14 protein-coding genes are annotated in these 16,142 nt (G+C 69.9%); 7 read left to right on the forward strand and 7 right to left on the reverse strand.

Translation table 11 applies throughout. The annotated features are described in order from the left end of the window. Positions 1 to 25 precede the first annotated feature (25 nt). The 5 genes from WMF22_RS36440 (at position 26) to WMF22_RS36460 (ending at position 5,882) form a co-directional block, all read left to right on the forward strand. Positions 26 to 3,211, forward strand: coding sequence for a DUF2169 domain-containing protein (locus WMF22_RS36440; RefSeq protein ID WP_438032732.1), 3,186 nt, complete (start codon positions 26 to 28; stop codon positions 3,209 to 3,211). Next, complete coding sequence (locus tag WMF22_RS36445) at positions 3,204 to 4,295, forward strand: pentapeptide repeat-containing protein (protein WP_438032733.1); 1,092 nt, start codon at positions 3,204 to 3,206, stop codon at positions 4,293 to 4,295. Before WMF22_RS36440 ends, WMF22_RS36445 begins: the two co-directional genes overlap by 8 nt. A 7-nt stretch (positions 4,296 to 4,302) precedes the next feature. Then, positions 4,303 to 4,953, forward strand: a complete 651-nt coding sequence (locus WMF22_RS36450; RefSeq protein ID WP_438032734.1) for a DUF3540 domain-containing protein — start codon at positions 4,303 to 4,305, stop codon at positions 4,951 to 4,953. Positions 4,954 to 4,959: 6 nt separating this feature from the next. After that, positions 4,960 to 5,343 carry a DUF4150 domain-containing protein gene (locus tag WMF22_RS36455; RefSeq protein WP_437294558.1) on the forward strand — a complete coding sequence of 128 codons (384 nt, stop codon included), beginning with the start codon at positions 4,960 to 4,962 and terminating at the stop codon, positions 5,341 to 5,343. A gap of 68 nt (positions 5,344 to 5,411) precedes the next feature. Next, the gene (locus tag WMF22_RS36460; protein WP_438032735.1) at positions 5,412 to 5,882 is read left to right on the forward strand and encodes a hypothetical protein; all 471 of its coding nucleotides are present in this window, start codon (positions 5,412 to 5,414) and stop codon (positions 5,880 to 5,882) included. A gap of 131 nt (positions 5,883 to 6,013) precedes the next feature. Here the strand turns inward: WMF22_RS36460 and WMF22_RS36465 are convergent, their stop codons facing one another. The 6 genes from WMF22_RS36465 to WMF22_RS36490 all read right to left on the reverse strand — a co-directional run bounded on the left by WMF22_RS36465 (position 6,014) and on the right by WMF22_RS36490 (position 11,749). Next, on the reverse strand, positions 6,014 to 6,880 hold the full coding sequence (locus WMF22_RS36465; protein WP_437294560.1) for a PIG-L deacetylase family protein: 867 nt from the start codon (positions 6,878 to 6,880) through the stop codon (positions 6,014 to 6,016). A 356-nt stretch (positions 6,881 to 7,236) separates the two neighbouring features. Continuing rightward, positions 7,237 to 8,121 carry a beta-xylosidase gene (locus tag WMF22_RS36470; protein WP_438032736.1) on the reverse strand — a complete coding sequence of 295 codons (885 nt, stop codon included), beginning with the start codon at positions 8,119 to 8,121 and terminating at the stop codon, positions 7,237 to 7,239. Then, positions 8,118 to 8,921, reverse strand: a complete 804-nt coding sequence (locus tag WMF22_RS36475; protein WP_438032737.1) for a TIGR04290 family methyltransferase — start codon at positions 8,919 to 8,921, stop codon at positions 8,118 to 8,120. The genes WMF22_RS36470 and WMF22_RS36475 overlap by 4 nt, the downstream gene beginning before the upstream one ends. 11 nt (positions 8,922 to 8,932) lie before the next feature. Beyond that, a complete protein-coding gene (locus WMF22_RS36480) occupies positions 8,933 to 9,661 on the reverse strand; it encodes a sugar phosphate nucleotidyltransferase (protein ID WP_438032738.1) in 729 nt (242 codons plus the stop codon). 40 nt (positions 9,662 to 9,701) lie between these two features. Further along, entirely contained in the window at positions 9,702 to 10,781 is a 1,080-nt protein-coding gene (locus WMF22_RS36485; protein WP_438032739.1) for a CgeB family protein, read from the reverse strand. Further along, complete coding sequence (locus tag WMF22_RS36490; protein WP_438032740.1) at positions 10,778 to 11,749, reverse strand: DUF4202 family protein; 972 nt, start codon at positions 11,747 to 11,749, stop codon at positions 10,778 to 10,780. The genes WMF22_RS36485 and WMF22_RS36490 overlap by 4 nt, the downstream gene beginning before the upstream one ends. A gap of 462 nt (positions 11,750 to 12,211) precedes the next feature. Here WMF22_RS36490 and WMF22_RS36495 point away from each other — a divergent pair, with 462 nt between their 5' ends. Together WMF22_RS36495 and WMF22_RS36500 are read left to right on the forward strand one after the other, a co-directional pair. After that, positions 12,212 to 13,339, forward strand: coding sequence for an STAS domain-containing protein (locus tag WMF22_RS36495; protein WP_437294567.1), 1,128 nt, complete (start codon positions 12,212 to 12,214; stop codon positions 13,337 to 13,339). After that, positions 13,272 to 13,781 carry a hypothetical protein gene (locus WMF22_RS36500; protein ID WP_438032741.1) on the forward strand — a complete coding sequence of 170 codons (510 nt, stop codon included), beginning with the start codon at positions 13,272 to 13,274 and terminating at the stop codon, positions 13,779 to 13,781. The genes WMF22_RS36495 and WMF22_RS36500 overlap by 68 nt, the downstream gene beginning before the upstream one ends. A gap of 771 nt (positions 13,782 to 14,552) precedes the next feature. Here WMF22_RS36500 and WMF22_RS36505 read toward each other — a convergent pair. Next, positions 14,553 to 15,800 carry a LuxR C-terminal-related transcriptional regulator gene (locus WMF22_RS36505; RefSeq protein WP_437294569.1) on the reverse strand — a complete coding sequence of 416 codons (1,248 nt, stop codon included), beginning with the start codon at positions 15,798 to 15,800 and terminating at the stop codon, positions 14,553 to 14,555. Positions 15,801 to 16,142 lie beyond the last annotated feature (342 nt).

Consider the following 16,142-nt stretch of genomic DNA (forward strand, 5'->3'; position numbering starts at 1 on the left):
AGCCCGCTACCCTGGAGCCCGCCGGATGAAAATTGTCAAACCCATGCGCCTCGGGGTGGTGCCGAGGGTCTTCATGAACCAGCGCACCCCGCACCTCCTGGTCACCACCTTCGTCGGCTTCTCCTATGACCGACCGGCCCGCTTGCTCTACGAGCCGTCGGTCTGGAAGATGGTCACGGAGGACCTCGGCGATGATGGCCTCCTCGACGAGTTCAATCCCAAGACCCGGGGCGAGCTCCTCGTCACGGGCCGTTGCTATCCGCCGGGACGCATCGCTCGGCCCGCGAGCTCGGTCCGCGTCCAGCTCGGACCCATCGACAAGAGCCTCTATGTCATCGGCGACCGAACGTGGGGTCTGCTCGGAATGTCGGATCCGGCGCCTTTCACCGAGATGCCCGTCACCTGGAAGAACGCCTTTGGCGGGAGCGGTTTTGCCAGGAACCCGCTGGGCAAGGGCCACGGCGACAAGAGCGCAGCGCTCCCCAACATCGAGTCGCCCAAGCACCTCATCCACGCACGCAGCGACTGCCCGGTGCCCGCCGGTCTCGACAGCTACGACCTGACCTGGCCCCAGAGGTTCTCCAAGATCGGCACCCACGATGCAGCGTGGCGTAACGAGTGCTTCCCTGGCTTCGCGCGGGATCTGGACCCAACGTTCTTCAGCATGGCTCCGGACGACCAGCAGATCGACGGCTTCTTCCGGGGCGACGAGGCCTTCGTGGTCGAGAACATGCACCCCGACGAGCCTCGGATCGAGAGCTCCCTTCCCGGGGTCGCCACCCGATGCTTCGTCTGCCTCAAGACGAACGACGGCGTGGAAGTCCGCGAGCCCGCGATGAAGCTCGATACGGTGCGCCTGTTCCCGCACCGCGAACGGGGGGTCGTTCTCTTTCGCGGCGGCATCGAGATCTCCGAGGACGACGCAAAGGACGTGGTGGCCGTGCTGGTCGCCTGCGAAGCCATGGGCGCTCCCAGGCCCGTCGCGTATTACCATGACTACCTGGCCCCCCGGCTCGGCCCCCGGAACCCGGACCTCCCGGATGACGAAGATGACGTGCTCATGCCCGAGCCCGAGGATCCGGACGCGCCGCCGCTGCCCGATGACCAGCTCTCCGGGCTTGCGTCAAGGCTAAGGCGGCAAGGGTTTCTGGGAGGTACCCCGGCTCGATCCGTCAAGCGCGCGGCCGCCGTTGCGGCCGGCGCCGGCGTCGTCGCTACGGGCGTCCACGAAGCCGAAGCCATGGCGGACCTCGACGCCGAACCGACCGAGGCCGACTTCGAGGGGGACCTCGACGTCGAAGCGCTCGAGGCCGAGCTCGAGGGGGACCTCGACGTCGAGGCCACCGAAGCCGAGCTCGCCGAGATGGGGATCGGCCCCGAGCGCCTCGCCGCCCCGGCCGACGAGGACGAGGAAGCCGCGGACGACGTCCCAGAGGGCACGGAGGAAGAGGAGAGCCCCGCGTGGTCCCAGGCGGACACGGGGGTGAGCCACGAGGAGGACCCGGAGGCCATCGCGTTTGCGGCCTCGGCGGCGACCCCCACCCTGGAAGACGACGCCGAGCAGGCCGGAGCGCTTCGCCAGCAGGATGCCCTGATGGAGTGGGGCAGGAAGCAGCTGCGGGACCATGGCATCGACCCAGCGGCGCACCTCGGCCAGGAAGAACCCGCCGACGATCTCGCGTCCCTCGCCGAATCGGACGAATCCGACGAGGCCCTGGTCAGCCTGGTCGAGAGCAAGCTCAGCAGCGCGCTGACGGCGCACGGGGTCGACGTCGGTGCGCTGCTCTCGAAGGCGCGTCAGAACCCCGCCGAGCATCCGAGCGAGATCAGGATATCGGAGGTCCGCGAGCGCGTGCGGCAGTCGCTGGCGAGCGAGGGCTTCACGCCGGAGAAGACCGAAGAGCTGGTGTCGTCGCTCGATTGGCAAGCATTCGAGGACGAGACCCAGGCCGCCGCTGACGCGGACCTCGACGACACGTCCGATATCCCCGACGAGGCGCCCGAGGTCGCCGACGCGCTGCCCGAGGAGCCAGCCGGGGACCCCCTGCCAGAGGACGAGGCCTGGGGCGGTGAGCCTGCGGACGACGATGACCTCGCGTTTGCGGAGGAGCTGGACGAGAAGGCTTCGCGTTTCGACGAGTGGGGCGAAGACGGGCCGCGGCTCGCGCACCTCCTGGCGGCCTCCGCGCCCCTCGACAGCGAAGAATCCCTGCGGCTTCGCCGCGAAGTTGAGGCCGGGCACAAGGAGGGGCGGAGCTTTGCGGGGTGCGATCTCGCGGGCGCCGACCTCTCTCACCTCGACCTCGAGGGGATCGACCTCGAGGGCGCCAATCTCGAGTCCGCCTTCCTCACCGGGAGCATCTTGCGAAAGGCGAAGCTCACAAGAGCCATCCTGGCGCACGCAAACCTGGAGGCGGCGGATCTCTCGGAGGCCAAGCTCGACGGAGCCAATTTTGGTTCGGCGTGCCTGCGGGACGTGAAGGCCACGGGAGGCGTCAATTTCGGCGAGGCCGTGCTCGTCAAGGCCGACCTCTGGGGCGCGGATTGCTCCGGCGCCAACCTCTCGGGCGCTGACCTCTCCGAGGCCAATCTCTGCGACACCAACCTGGAGAACGTCGTCGCAGAAAAGGCGACGTTCCAGAACGTGGACCTCACGGGGACGCGCCTCGCGGGCGCGCGGCTCTCGGAGTGCACCTTCAACGAGGTGAACGTGACCGAGGTCGATTTCACCGGCGTCGATCTGAGCGCCGCCACCTTCATCGCCGCCCAGGGCGACCGCGCCGTCTTCCGAAACGCGATCGCGAAGGACATCGTCAGCGTGAAGGGCTCGTCCTTCGCGGGCGCAGACTTCGCCGGCGCGACGCTCACCGGCGCGAACCTGATGGGGACGAACCTCGTCGGCAGCGACTTCTCCGACGCCGACATGCGCGGCGCGCTGCTCGATGAGGCTGACTTGACGGAGGCGAGCCTGGATCGCGCGAACCTCGCCGAAGCCATGCTGACCCGAGCCAACCTCACCAAGGCGTCGCTCTACGCCGCCGACCTGAGGCTGAGCATCATGAACCATGCATGCGTCCGGGGGGCCAGATTCGTGAAGGCCAACCTGTTCGGCGTGTGCGCCGACCGGATGGTCGGAGATGACGACACGAGCTTTGCCGGCGCCAACCTCAAGCGACTCAGGGTGGTACCGGCCGAGAGGCAGCATGGATAGGGAAGCGCTGTGCAAGCTGATTGAACAAGGAGAGGTCCTCTCGGAGCTGGACCTGTCGGGCCTCGACCTCTCGGGCCTCGACCTCTCCGGCGGGATCTTCGAGGACGTCCGCTTCACGAGCGCCAACCTCGCGGGCGTCAAGGTGCGCGAGGCGATCTTTCACCGCTGTGATCTCACGGGAGCCAACCTGAAGGGATTGGATCTTCACCTTGGCACCACCATGGACTGTACGCTCGCTGGGGCCGTGCTCGCCGACGCCTCGCTGGTTGGAGCGAGCTTCGCGGGCGTGGACCTTGAATCGGCCGATCTGACGGGAGCTGACCTCTCGTCGGCCACCGTCGACCATGCCACGCTCAAGAACGCCCGATTGGTCCGTGCCAACCTGACCGACGCGAGCCTGTTTGAGGCCGAGGTCGAAGGCGCCGACTTCTCCCAGGCCAACCTGACCAAGGCTGTCTTGTTCCGTCAGGACCTGTCCCAGGCCATCCTCACGGGGATCACCCTCGTGGAGGCGATCCTCGTCCAGGCGCGGCTGGGCCCCAAGGACTTCCGGCGGATGGACCTCAGCAGGACGCTCTTCACCAACGCCGACCTGCACGGTTGCGACTTCTCAGGGGCCACGCTGACGAACTGCAGCTTCAAGGGCGCCGACCTGACCGGGGCTCGATTGGATGGAGCCATCGCCCAGCAGGCCGACTTCGTCGAAGCGATCCTGATGAACGCGAGCCTCACCCAGGCCGACCTGAGCCAGTCGATCTTCGTCGACGCGCGCGCTGGCGCCGCGAACCTCTCAGGCGCGCGGCTCGAGATGAGCGTCTGGCACCGGGCGATCTGCGCGGGGGCACGCTTCTGCCAGGCAGACCTGCGCCATGCGGACCTCTCCCACGCCGACGTATCTCTCGCCGATTTTTCCGGTGCGACGCTGGCGCGCGCGCGGCTCCATCGTGTGACGGACAAGGACACGATCTGGCCGGCGGACAAGGCGCTAGCATACGGCGACGACCAGGAGCTCAAGGAAGCAGAAGACTGGCAGGCCAACGTGCTTGGGAGGCCTGCCGGCAGTCACCGCACCCCTCACGGATGAGGAAACCATGCAGAGCGCAGCAAGAACGAGACATTACCAGCGCGAGTCCTACGGTGAACACGGCGCCGTGCTCCGGATCGACAGCCCCGCGTACATCGTCGAGACCGAGCATGGCGAGGTCCGCGCGAGGCGCGCGACGAGCTGCCTGCTGGAGCCTGCGATCGGAGATCTGGTGCTCCTCACCGCCGTGAATGGCGCGCAGTACATCCTCGCCGTTCTCGAGCGGGAGGAAGGCGCTCCCTCGCGCCTCGTCGCCGAAGGGGATCTCCAGATCCGTTTGCGGAGCGGCTCGCTGGGCCTCGCGGCGCCTGACGGTGTACACGTGGTAGCCGGCAAGGACCTCTCGATGGCCGCGTCGACCTTCCGCGTCGAGGCCAAGGAGGGGCATGTCGCGCTGGAGGTGTTCTCGTTCCTCAGCAAGATGGCGCGCGGGGAGGTCGACCGGGCCAAGCTGATCGGCCGGAGCCTCGACTCGGCGCTCGACCGGCTGTCGCAGAGGGTGAAGCGCTCCTACCGCATCGTGGAGGAGGCCGACCATGTGCGCGCCGAGCGCATCGACTATGCGGCGAAGGGCAACCTCGCCATCCACGGCGAGAACGCCAAGATCACCGCGTCCCACCTCGTGAAAATCGATGGCGACCAGATCCAGGTAGGGTGACCGGACATGTTTGCCACGACGTCGGGCGGTGGGCTCAACTTTGGCATGCCGGATGTCTGCCTCAATCCGCCGAACATCCCCGTCCCCTATCCAAACTTTGCATCCAATAACATGGCGACGGGCGTCGCGTACAAGGTGATTTTGGGGCGCGGCTTCGCCCACACCTTGACAACCAGCATTCCCCTATCCTCCGGCGATAACCCCGGGATCCTCGGTGGCGTGGTCTCCCGTCGCAACATGGGCCCCCGGAGGCACCTCGTCCCCGTTCGCGGGGTGATTCTTCAGGGGAAACCGGCGGTGCGGCTCAGCTGCACCGGCCTTCAGAATCAGATCAATACGAACGGGACGACCATTGTCCCGAGCCAGTTCAAGGTTCTGCTCCTCAAATGACGTCCGCTCGATCACCCGCGAGAGCGCCCCGAGATCCCGCCCCGTTCTGACCGCCGAGGGACACCCACGTGGCCATCGATGAAACTACCCGCATCCGCCTGGGGATCATTCAAAAGAAATACGGCGATCGCCTGGCCCGGAGCACGAACGGCGATAGCCCGCCGGACCGGCGCCAGCTGTTCATCGATGAATTCCGGCGGATCCTGGCCGACATCTTCGTTCCCACGTTCGAGGCCATCGGCCGTGAGCTCGCCTCGTCAGGCCACGCTTACCGGATCGAGCAGGACGTGGGCGAGAAGACCCCCAGCATCGAGCTTCACCTCCTGCTCCGGGGCGTGCCGGCGAAGGCGAACAACCTGATCCGCCTCTTCTACAGCGCCGATGCCGCGGGCGACGGAGAGGTGATCGCCGAGGTCAACGTTCACCAGACCCTGACCGAGCTCACGCGGTTCCGGGTGCTGGCTCGGGTCACCCGGGAGGTCGCGGAGCAGATGTGCGTGGACGCCATCGAGCACGTCTTCGCCTGCAACGCTCGCTGAGGGGCCTTTGTGATCCCGCGGCGCGGCCGCAGGCCGCGAGCGTCGCCCTGCATCCTCCAGCACGGCGAGCTCGGCGCCGCCGACGGCGTCCGGACCCACGGGCGCGAGCGGATAACCGACGAGCAGGACCGTCAGAGGCACAGCTCGCGCTCGAGGCCGAGCAGCGTGAGCGTCTTCGCGGCGAGCCGCCGCCAGCGCGCGCCGTCGATCGGGAAGCCGAGGCGCTCGTAGTGGAGCGGGCCATCGTGCGGCGGCCTGCGGAAATCGTACGCGGGCGCAGGCCGGAAGCGCTCGACCTCCGCGCCGAACGGGGCGAGCACCTCCCGCTGGCTGGCGAAGCAGGCCAGCATGGCGCGCTTCCGCGACGCCTCGATGTCCGAGAGCCGGAGCGCGATCTCGGGGACGCCGGGGTGCGCGATGAACTCGCCGGTGAGGAGGCGGCCGCGCGCGGCGTGGTACGACGCCGCCTCGAAGATCAGCGGCGCGGTGACGCCGTTCCAGAGGGCGAGCACCGCCGCCGCGTGGACGGCGAGCGCCGCCGCGTCGTGATCGGGGTGGCCGCCCTCGTAGGGGTGGGTGAACACCACCTCGGGCCGCGTCCGGGCGAACAGCTCGACGAGCCGCCGGGTGAGGCTCGGCGCCTCCTCGATCGCCTCCTGGTCGACCGCGCCGAGGCACCTGAGGCGCCCCGCGGGCACGTTGCCGGCCGCCATCGCGCGGGTCACCTCCTCGCGCCGGAGCGCGGCGTAGCGCTCGCGCCCGATGCCGGCGAGGCCCGCCGGCACGAAGCGCTCGTCGCGCGGCGCCCCGTCGGTCACGTGGACCACCTCGATCGGGCTGAGCCGGCCGATCCGCGCGCCGAGCCCGATGGTCTCGTCGTCCGGATGGGCGAGCACGACGAGACAGCGCGGCGCCCGGCCCGACGAGAGCCACGAGAACGGCGGCCACGCGAGCTCCTGGGCGGAGGGCCCCTGACGGCGAAGCACGGCGAGGTTCACGACGGCACCTCCGCGCGCCCGCGGCGCAGCTCGACCCGCGGCCCCGGTCGCCCCACCGGGATGCCGCGGTGCTCCTCGGGTCTCTTCTTTCGCTTTGGCGTGCTCGCGACGTGGGACATGAGCCACCTGGAGCGCATGCGGTCAGGTCGTCCTGGCGCAAAACGCAGCGATCTCCACACTACCAAACGGCGACGCGGCGCGCCAGACGGCGCGTAAAGCGCGGACAGACGAGCCGACGCGTACCCGCCCCTCGCCTCTTTGCGCGCGTCACGCACATCACGCCCGTCACGCCCGTCACGCACGTCACGCACGTCACGCACGTTACGCACGTTACGCACGTTACGCACGGCGTCGTCTCATGCGTAGCGCCGCGTCATCCGGGCGCAGAACTCGGCGAACTCCTCGATCCGCTGCGGAGGGCTCGTGTGATGGGGCCGGAGGCCGGCGTGCTCCGGGGTGAAGCAGTAGGTCAGGGTCACCTCGAACGGCTCGAGCGCCTTCATCTGCCGGTCGAACCAGGCCTCGGCGCCGGGGCGGAAGCTGTCGGCCCAGCTGAGGCCCGTGCGGAGGTGGCGCACCCCGAGCTCCTTCAGCCACGCCACCGCGTCGTCGAGCCGGTGGTCCTCGAAGTGGAACCACTGGCATAGACCGAATTCAGGGGTGTACTCCGGGAAGAGCCGGAGAGCGCGCTTGGGCGTCCCGTCCTCGCGGAGCAGGCCCATGTAGAAATGCCGGTAATACGACGAGCCCTCGGCCTCCCGGTGCCGGGTCGTCGCCGGCCACGCGCGCGGCAGATCGTAGAGGCTGTACCAGTGGATCCGCTCGACCTTGCCGCGGAGCAGCTCGGCGCTCCGCCGGAGACCGAACTCCTGCACCTCCTCGGCGCCGAACGTGGAGACGCCGATCTCGGTGATCCAGAGCGGCCTGTCGGTCACCACGCGGATCTCCTCGAGCCTGGCGGGCCACTCGTGGATCTGCCAGTGATTCCAGTCGAGAGGGAAGCCGTGCACCGCGACAACGTCGACGTGCTCGAGCACGCCCTGCCGCCCCATGTTGGCGATGAACCCCGGATCGATCGGCGAGATGCCGCCCAGCACGCGCAGCAGCCAGTGGCGCTCGCTCCGGATCGCGTCCGCGGCGAGCTTCACCATGGTTCCGTACGTCGTCCACTCGGGATCGATCTCGAAATCCCAGTGCGACCTGTTGTTGGGCTCGTTCCAGAGCATCACCGCCTCGATCACGCCTGCTCTCCCTTCACGAAAGCGCGCCTCGCCGGGTAGACGGCGCCCGGCGGACGACCGGCGGCCCGCTCGCGCCGGCGGCAGAGGTAGACCTCGGGCTCGGGGTGGTTCACGATCTCGAAGCCGGCGCTCCGCAGCATCGCCTCGGCGCAAGCGCGGTTGGGCACCCACCAGTTGGTCGGGTCGTGCGCATAGCTGTGCTCCACGAAATGGAGCCTGGGATAACCGGCCTCGTCGAAGATCTCCTCCTCGGAGAAGGGGAAATCTTCCTCCAGCGGCGCCACCTCCGCGCTGCCGCGCTGCATGCTCTGGAAGATCAGCGTGTGTCCGACCACGTGCTCGTGGAGCAGATCGAGCGCCAGGAGCGGGTGGCGGAGGTGGTACAGGACGCCCAGGAAGAGCACGAGATCGAAGCGCTCTCCGAGGCTGCCGACGTCGTACACGGAGAGGTTCCGGAGCTCGATGTCCGCCCCGGAGACCTCCGCGGCGAAGCGCGCCTGCGCCAGGTAGTCCTCGTCGCTGTCGATCCCGAGGACGCGCGCCGCCCCGCGCCGCTTCATCTCGAGCGAGTAGAAGCCGGCGTTGCAGCCGACGTCGAGCACCGTCTTGCCCGTGAGATCCGCCGGGACGGCGTCGGCGAAGCCCCTCCATTTGAACGCGGGGTAATCCCCCAGGAAATGGTCGGGCGCCGTCTTCACCCCGCGGAGATCGAGGTTGTGGAACCACGGCCCGAGCCCGCGCACGCGCTCCTGGATCTGCTCCCGCGTCCACTTCGCCGCTCCCTCGACGCACCTCTCCATGGCTCCTCCCTTCACGCGGCGGCGCGGCTGAGGAGCTGGATGGCCTCGTGGTAGCCGTGCAGCGTCCCCACGTCGACATAGGCCGCTCCGGCCCGCACGGCGCGCGCGCTGCCGCCGCGCGCGAGGTACTCGTTCACCAGGGTCCCGATGTACGGGTCCTCCCGCCCGCGCTCGCGCCAGAGGTCGTGGAGCTCGTGCATCACCGCCCCCGTGAGCCTGAAGGCGCCCCAGACCCACCGCGAGCGCGCGTCGCGCTGCTTGACCTGGATCTCGAGCACCCGGCCCTCCTCGTCGGTGACGACCGCGTCGAAGAGCTCCGGATGCTCGACCGGAAAGAGCAGGAACGAGAGCCCTCCGCCGCCGAGCGAGCAGAGCCCGTGCTCCGGGAACCACACCGTGTCGGGGAGCCCCACGAGCACGTCCTCCTCGGGCCGGATCCAGGGGAGCGACCGGAAGATGGCGTCGCAGAGCCCGGCGGCGGCCGGCTGCACCACATAACAGATGTGCGCCGGGCCGACGCTCGCGCCGTAGTACTCGACGATATCCGACTTGCCCGGCGAGATCACCATGCAGAGCCGGGTCGCGCCGGCGAGCACCATCCGGTCGATGAGGTACTCGCTGACCGCGCGCGGCCGCTCCACGTCGCCGTCCCTGCGCGTCCCCACCGGGAGCAGCTCCTTCGAGAACGCGAGCGGCTGGATCCTGCTGCCCAGGCCCGCCGCCGGAATCACTCCCCACATCGCGCCGTCCCTCCGTTCGATGAGCCGACCTCGGCTCCGTTCAATGAGCCGAGACCGACTCGAGAATGGCCACGAGCTCCGCCGCGCGGCGCGCGGCGCTGTGCTCCGCGAGCGCCCGCTCCCGCGCCGCGCGGGCGATGGCCGCGATCTCGCCCTCCGGCAGCGAGAGCGCCGCGACCGCCTCGTCCGTCGTCGCCGCCACGAGGATCTCCCTCCCCGGCGTGAAGAACCGGTCGAGCCCCTCCCACCCGTCGCTCAGGATCGGCGTCCCGCAGGCGGCGGCCTCGAAGAGCCTCCCGGAAGGGCAATAGCCCATCGCCGCCATCGCCCCCCGCGTCACGTTGAGCGTCAGCCGCGAGGAGCAATAGAACGCCGGGTGATCCGGCGGCGCCACGTGGCGCAGGTAATGGATGTTGTCGCCGTTCTGCGCCCACGGGAAGTCCTCGGGATAGAGCGAGCCCCCGAGGACGAACCGCCGCTCGGGCAGCCTCCTGGCCGCCTCGAGGAAGAGGCGGGAGAGCGCCGCCTGCCGGTCGGCGGCGTACGTGCCGAGGTACGAGAGATCCCCGCGGAAGCCGTCCCGCGGCGGGACCGGGCGGTGCACCGCGGGGTCCGCGCTGCCGTAGAGCGGGAACACCCGCCGGGCGCCGAGCTGCGCCTGGAGCCGATCGAGCGCCGCGCCGCCGGTGTAGCTGAGCACGCAGTCGAAATCGACGAGGCCTCGAGGGCCGATGTAGCCGACCGGCTGTCCGGCCTGGATGCGATCCAACGTCACCGGCGTGTCGAGATCGTAGAAGACCTTGAGCGCGCCGGACTCGAGGACAACGTCGGTCGCGAGGCCGCCGTCGGGGCAGTACGACGTGACCATCGCCGCGTCGGCCTCGCGGACGGCGCGCCTGGCCTCGGGGAGGAGGTCCTCGAACGAGGTGTAGAGCCGGAGCGTGTTGCCGTGCGAGAGCGCGGTCAGATCCCGGTGCGCGGCGTAATACGGGACGTCGCCCTCGAAGAAGGTGACGCGGTGCCCGGCCCGCCCGAGCGCGGAGACGACGCCGCGCCACAGCGTGGCGTGGCCGTTGCCCCAGGACGAGCTGATCGTCAGACCGAAGATGACGAGCCTCATGGCGAAGCGGACCTCCTCGATGCCTGCGTCTCCGGCGGCCTGCCCGGCTCGCCGGGGATCATCGCTTCCACCTCGGGGCGGCAGCGGATCCGCGGCAAGAGCGCCCTTGCCTCGGGCCGGAGGCGGCGGAGCGTGTACGCCACCTTGGCGCGGGTGTGCTCGGGCCCGTAGCAGTCGAGGAACCCGGCGCTGTTCAGCGAGAAGAACGAGAGCGCGTCGGCGTCGTTGAGCAAGGCGAGCTCGGCGTCGTCCCCCGGCCGCTCGTGCGACGCCACCAGGGCGCCGATCCGGTCGAGGACCTCCGGCGCGAGCCCGGCGCCGGCGAGCGCGGCGCGCGTCAGGGCGGCCCCGCGCCGCGCGTGCTCGTCCTTGAACGCCTGGTAGTCCGGGGCGCGGTGCTCCCTCCGGACGTCCGCCTCGGAGACGAGCCGCTCCACGTCGTGGAAGAGCGCCGCCACCTGGACGGCGACGCCGGCGCGCGGCTCGAGGCGGAGCATCCATTGCCAGACGTCGATCGCATGATCGTGGTCGGCGCGGACGAGCGGCCTGTCGAGATCGTGGAGCTCCCGGTGCCGCCCGAGGATCCGGTCGAACACCTCGGTCGCGGAGGCGAGGTTCCTCCTGCGGAGGAAGCGCTGGCACCGTGTGAGGACCTCGTAGGCGGCGCGCGCGGCGCCCGCTCGCTCGAGCCCCTCGATCCGGAGGTCGAAGAGGCCGCCGGCGTCGAGCGCGTGCAGGCGGGTGTCGAGCGCCCACAGGTCGAGCGCCGACGCGCGCCACGCGCGGGCGTCGACGACGGCGTGAAGCGCCCCCGCGGACGGGCCGGGCGCGCCGCTCTCCACCTCCACGCCAGGGAACTCCCTGGAGAGCGCCGCCCTGTCGGACGGGGAGAGGAGCGGCGTCCCGCGGATCGAGCGTCCATCGCTGCTCGAAGAGGGGCCGTCGATGAGGATGAGGCGCTTGAGCATGAGCGTGCGCTCTCCGGTCAGCCACCGGGATGGATCTCGACACAGCTGCCGCGCGCGGCTGCCGCGGACGAACCGGGATCGCAGGTGGGGAACCTATCGCCGCGGTCCTCACCGCACCATCGCGGAAATTCCGTAGAGCAACGTCGGGAAAGAAATGAGCGCGAGACGTGGGATCGCCGTAGCCGCGCCAGCCGCGGCCATCTCCCCTCGATGCTCCGCCGCGAGCCCCGGCGTCCGCTCCGCGGCCGCCCTGCCACGACGGCCGTACCTGGTCCGCCGGGGCTACGCGCGCGCCGGCCGGGGTCGCCCGGGCGTGGCCCACCGCCCCCGATACCCCATCTCCCGCTCACTGCCGTCTGCCCCCCTCTTGAGCACGAACACGTACGCCGAATTTACGAGGAGCATCACGCGGCTCACCGGCTTTTATTGCGTGCCGCAGCCCGATAAGCGAGTGTGGTGCCGATGCAGCTTGCGCAGCGCCTGGCCGGGCTTGAGCTGTCGGCCATCCCGGTGTGGGTCCTCGACGTGGACAGCTCGCGGGTCTGCTGGGTGAACGAGGCCGGCCTGGACCTGTGGCGGGCGCAGGATCGGGACGAGCTGTTCGCGCGCGATTTCTCGACGGTGCCGGCGCCGATCCGGACGCGCTTCCAGGCCCTCGCCGCGCAGGTGCGCGAGGGGGGCGTCGTGCGCGAGAGCTGGACGTTCTACCCGAGCGGGGTGCCGGTGACGGTGACGCTCCACTCCTCGAGCGTCGCGCTCGACGATGGGCGATTCGCGATCCTGAGCCAGGCGCTTCCCATGGCGGGAGCGCCTGAGCCGGAGCTCGTCCGAGGCATCGAGGCGCTGCGCCACACCTCCGTGATGATCGCGTTCGTCGACCCGAGCGGAGACCTCCTGATGCAGAACCCAGCGGCGCTGCGGGCGTTCGGCCGCACCGGGACGTGGAGCGCCTGGCTGGGTGAGCCCGGCGAGGCGGTCGCGATGCTCAGGGCGGCGCTCGACGGCGACATCGTGACGCGAGAGATGCTCGTCCGCACCGTGGATGGGGAGCGCCTGCACGCGATCGAGGGGAGAGCGGTGCGTGATCCCGTGACGGGCGCCCTGGGGGTCTTGTTCCACCACACGGACGAGACGGCGCGGATAGGCGCCGAGCGCTCCGCCGAGGAGCGCGGCCGCCTGCTGGACGAGCTGAACGCGACGCTGGCGCTCGTCGAGCAGCAGCGCGGTGAGATCCTCGCCCTCTCCGCGCCCATCCTGGACGTGGGCGAGCGCGCGCTGGCGCTGCCGATCATCGGGGCGCTCGACCGAGAGCGGAGCGCGGAGCTCGCGGCGCGGCTCCTGCCTGCGATCGCCGGCGGCGGGGTCGACCGCGTGATACTCGACATGACCGGCGCCGCGGCGCTCGACGACGCCGGCGCCAGGCACCTGATCGAGATGGTGCGCGCCATCCGGCTGCTCGGCGCGTCCGCCATGATCACGGGCATCCAGCCCGCGCTGGCCCGCGCCCTGGTGGCATCGGGCTTTGACGGGACGGGCATCACCCTGGTGGGCTCCATCGCCCAGGGCCTCTCGCGTTCAAGGAAGCGCTGAGCTGGAACCACCGTCGCGCTCCGGCCAGGCGTGGCAAAGCGAGCGGCTGGGGTCGGATCGCGACGGCGACGGCGTCATCCAGGATGGAGGCGAGCTGTTCGGCTCGGCCACGCGGCTGGGGAGCGGGGGGTTCGCGAAGAACGGCTTCGAGGCGCTGCGGGAGCTCGACGCGGACAACAACGGCGTCTTCGACAGGCAGGATCCGGCGTTCGCCAGGGTGCTCGTCTGGTCGGATAAGAACCTCGACCGGAACAGCGCGCCGAGCGAGATCACGCCCCTCGAGGCGCTCGGCGTGACGTCGATCGATCTCCGCGACTTCCGCGACATGCGCTGCGACGCGCGGGGCAATTGCGAGGGCGAGCGGAGCGCTTTCGCCTTCACGGACGCCGCGGGCACGGGGCGCCGGGGGACGGTGATCGACGTGTACATGTCTCGTCGATGAGCGCTGCGCGGTGTTCACCCGGGCAGCGAGCGACGAAAAGACGAAGTCGGCGCCTTCGCGATTGAACCACATCTCGCCGGGGTCCACAAGTCGTACCAAGGTACGGATGGTCGATCCCACTTCGTACCGCTAGCTTGCGCGCGGCACCTTCCACCGGAAAGGAGTATCGCCGATGAAGCGCAAGACGCCGCTCGTCCTCATGTCCCGCTTCACGCTCCTGGGCGCGAAGTCCGTGACCACGCTCAACGGGTGTACCCCCACACCGGCAGAGGATGACCACCTGGGGAGCGCCAGTTCTTGGCCGGGTCCCTGTGGCAGCGTCGCCAACGTCGAGCCGGGGTCGAACCTGGCCTACCTGAACGCCGGGGACGGATCGGCGGCCTGGACGCTCTACAGTGGGTGTCCTCACGGCGGCAGCTCCTCCTTCTGCGGCATCTACGACATTCTGACCAACACCTACTGCTCCTATTACGGGCATCTTGAAATATCCCTCCCGGTGACCCCGGCGGAGAACTCGGCCTGCCAGGCGGAGATCCTGAGCTGGGCACAGCAGAAGGGCGCGACCTGCCACGGAGGACAGGCGACTGGAAATGGCCCGCCGCCATCGAGGGCGGCATCGCGCTCCCGGGGGCGGCGCCGTCTCCGGCGAGGCGCGCGAGACGCTCGGCGAGCTGCGCGCGGCGGCCGTCGAGACGCTGAACGGGCTCGGTGGCGACCTCAGCCTCTGGGCAGCGTCACGGGTCGTCGCGCCGAGGAGACGTAGGTGTGAGGCTATCCATGTGCCTTTTGCAGCAGGATCCCCAGCTCCACCGCGGACCTCGCCCCCAGCTTGGCCATCACGCGCGCCCGGTGCTCCTTGACCGTCCGCTCGGTGATCCCGAGCGCCCCCGCGATCTGCTTGTTGAGCAGCCCCCGCGCGACGGCCTCGCAGACCTCGCGCTCTCGCGCGGAGAGGAGCGCCATCCGCGCCGCGAGGGTGGCAGGCTCGATGGCCGCGGATGGCGCCGTGCACCGGCTCGGCTCGGCCTCGCCGGGCGCCGTTCCGGCGGCGAGGAGACCGCGCCGGCGAGTCTCTTCCGGGCGCTCTCTGAACGCGCGCACGTACGCCGACTCGAAGACCTCGCGCCGGGCGAAGCCGGCGGCGCGCGCGACATGCAGCACGGCGAGGTGCGGTTCGGCGAGCAGCATCCGCTGCGCGCGGACAAGGCGCCGATCGCGAAGGAACGTCCCGAGCGAGGTCCCGCGGTGCGCGCGGAACGCCGCCTCGACCGAGCGGGCGCTCGTCCCGGCAACGGCGGCGAGATCGATCGCGCTGATCGGCCCGGCGGCGTGCGCGTCCACGTACTCTTCGACCCGCCGGAGCACCGTCCGGCTCGACGGCGGCGCGGGCCGCTCCAGCAGGTGAGCGAGGTTGTGAGGCTGCCCCATCAGCAGGGCGCGCGAGAGCGACTCGGTCAGCCCGGCGAACAGCTGGGGGTGATCGATGTCCGTGCCCGCGTTGATCTCGGCGGCCATGAAGCGGCAGAATCGCTCAACGTAGGATCCGCTTCCGGCGCGGGAGTCCAGCGAGAGCTGGAACTGGAAGTCCTCGCGGACGACCTCGCCGGTGATCGACTCGAGCTGAGCGCAGAGATAGCCTCGGTCGAAGCGCACCGTGATGACGTCCATCGCGCTGTCGTAGTTCACCTTCGAGCGGCCATGAGCCGAGAAGATGGCTGGGCCGCCGCCGTGTCCCAGGGTCGCGCTGTCGCGTCCCAGCGCCGCGCGTCCGCTGCCGCGGACGGGAATGACGAGCATCGGCGCGTCCACTTGGGCGTCCAGGTAGATCGCGTCGCTGGTATGGTCCTGGACGAAGAGGATGGGGCCGAAGTCCACGGCGTGGGCGCGCCACTCGAAACCGCGCGGGAGCGTGGGGTCAACTTCCCCGTAAAGCCCCTCCCATATGGATACGGCGGTGTGGTGGTCGCGGGTGTGGATCTCGAACCGGCGGGGCACGTCCTCGTGAGTCGCGCGGGGCATGGGGGGTTCGCCTCCAGGATCGATCGCGGATCGGACGGCATGAAACGTCAGCGCTGTCAGGAAAGCAAGCGCGCCCTAGCGACGCAATCGTGGGTCCTCTGGGTAGCAACGCATGTTGCGTTCGGAGCGGAGCGCTCCGCTTGTTGTGCCAGGGGCATGGGCACCTGGCTCCTCCTTGCGTTGAGCGTTTCAGCGGCCTGCGGATCCTCGAATCTCAGCGGTGAAGCGACAAGCGCTGCGGGCGCGGCGGGCGGTTCCAGCGGCGCGGGCATGACGGCCAGCTCCGGCGGCGCCGGCGGGCCGGGCGGCGCGGGCGCGGCGGACGGTTGCGGCAGCGCGGGC

Source organism: Sorangium sp. So ce204 (assembly GCF_051526795.1).
Lineage (GTDB): Bacteria > Myxococcota_A > Polyangia > Polyangiales > Polyangiaceae > Sorangium > Sorangium cellulosum_B.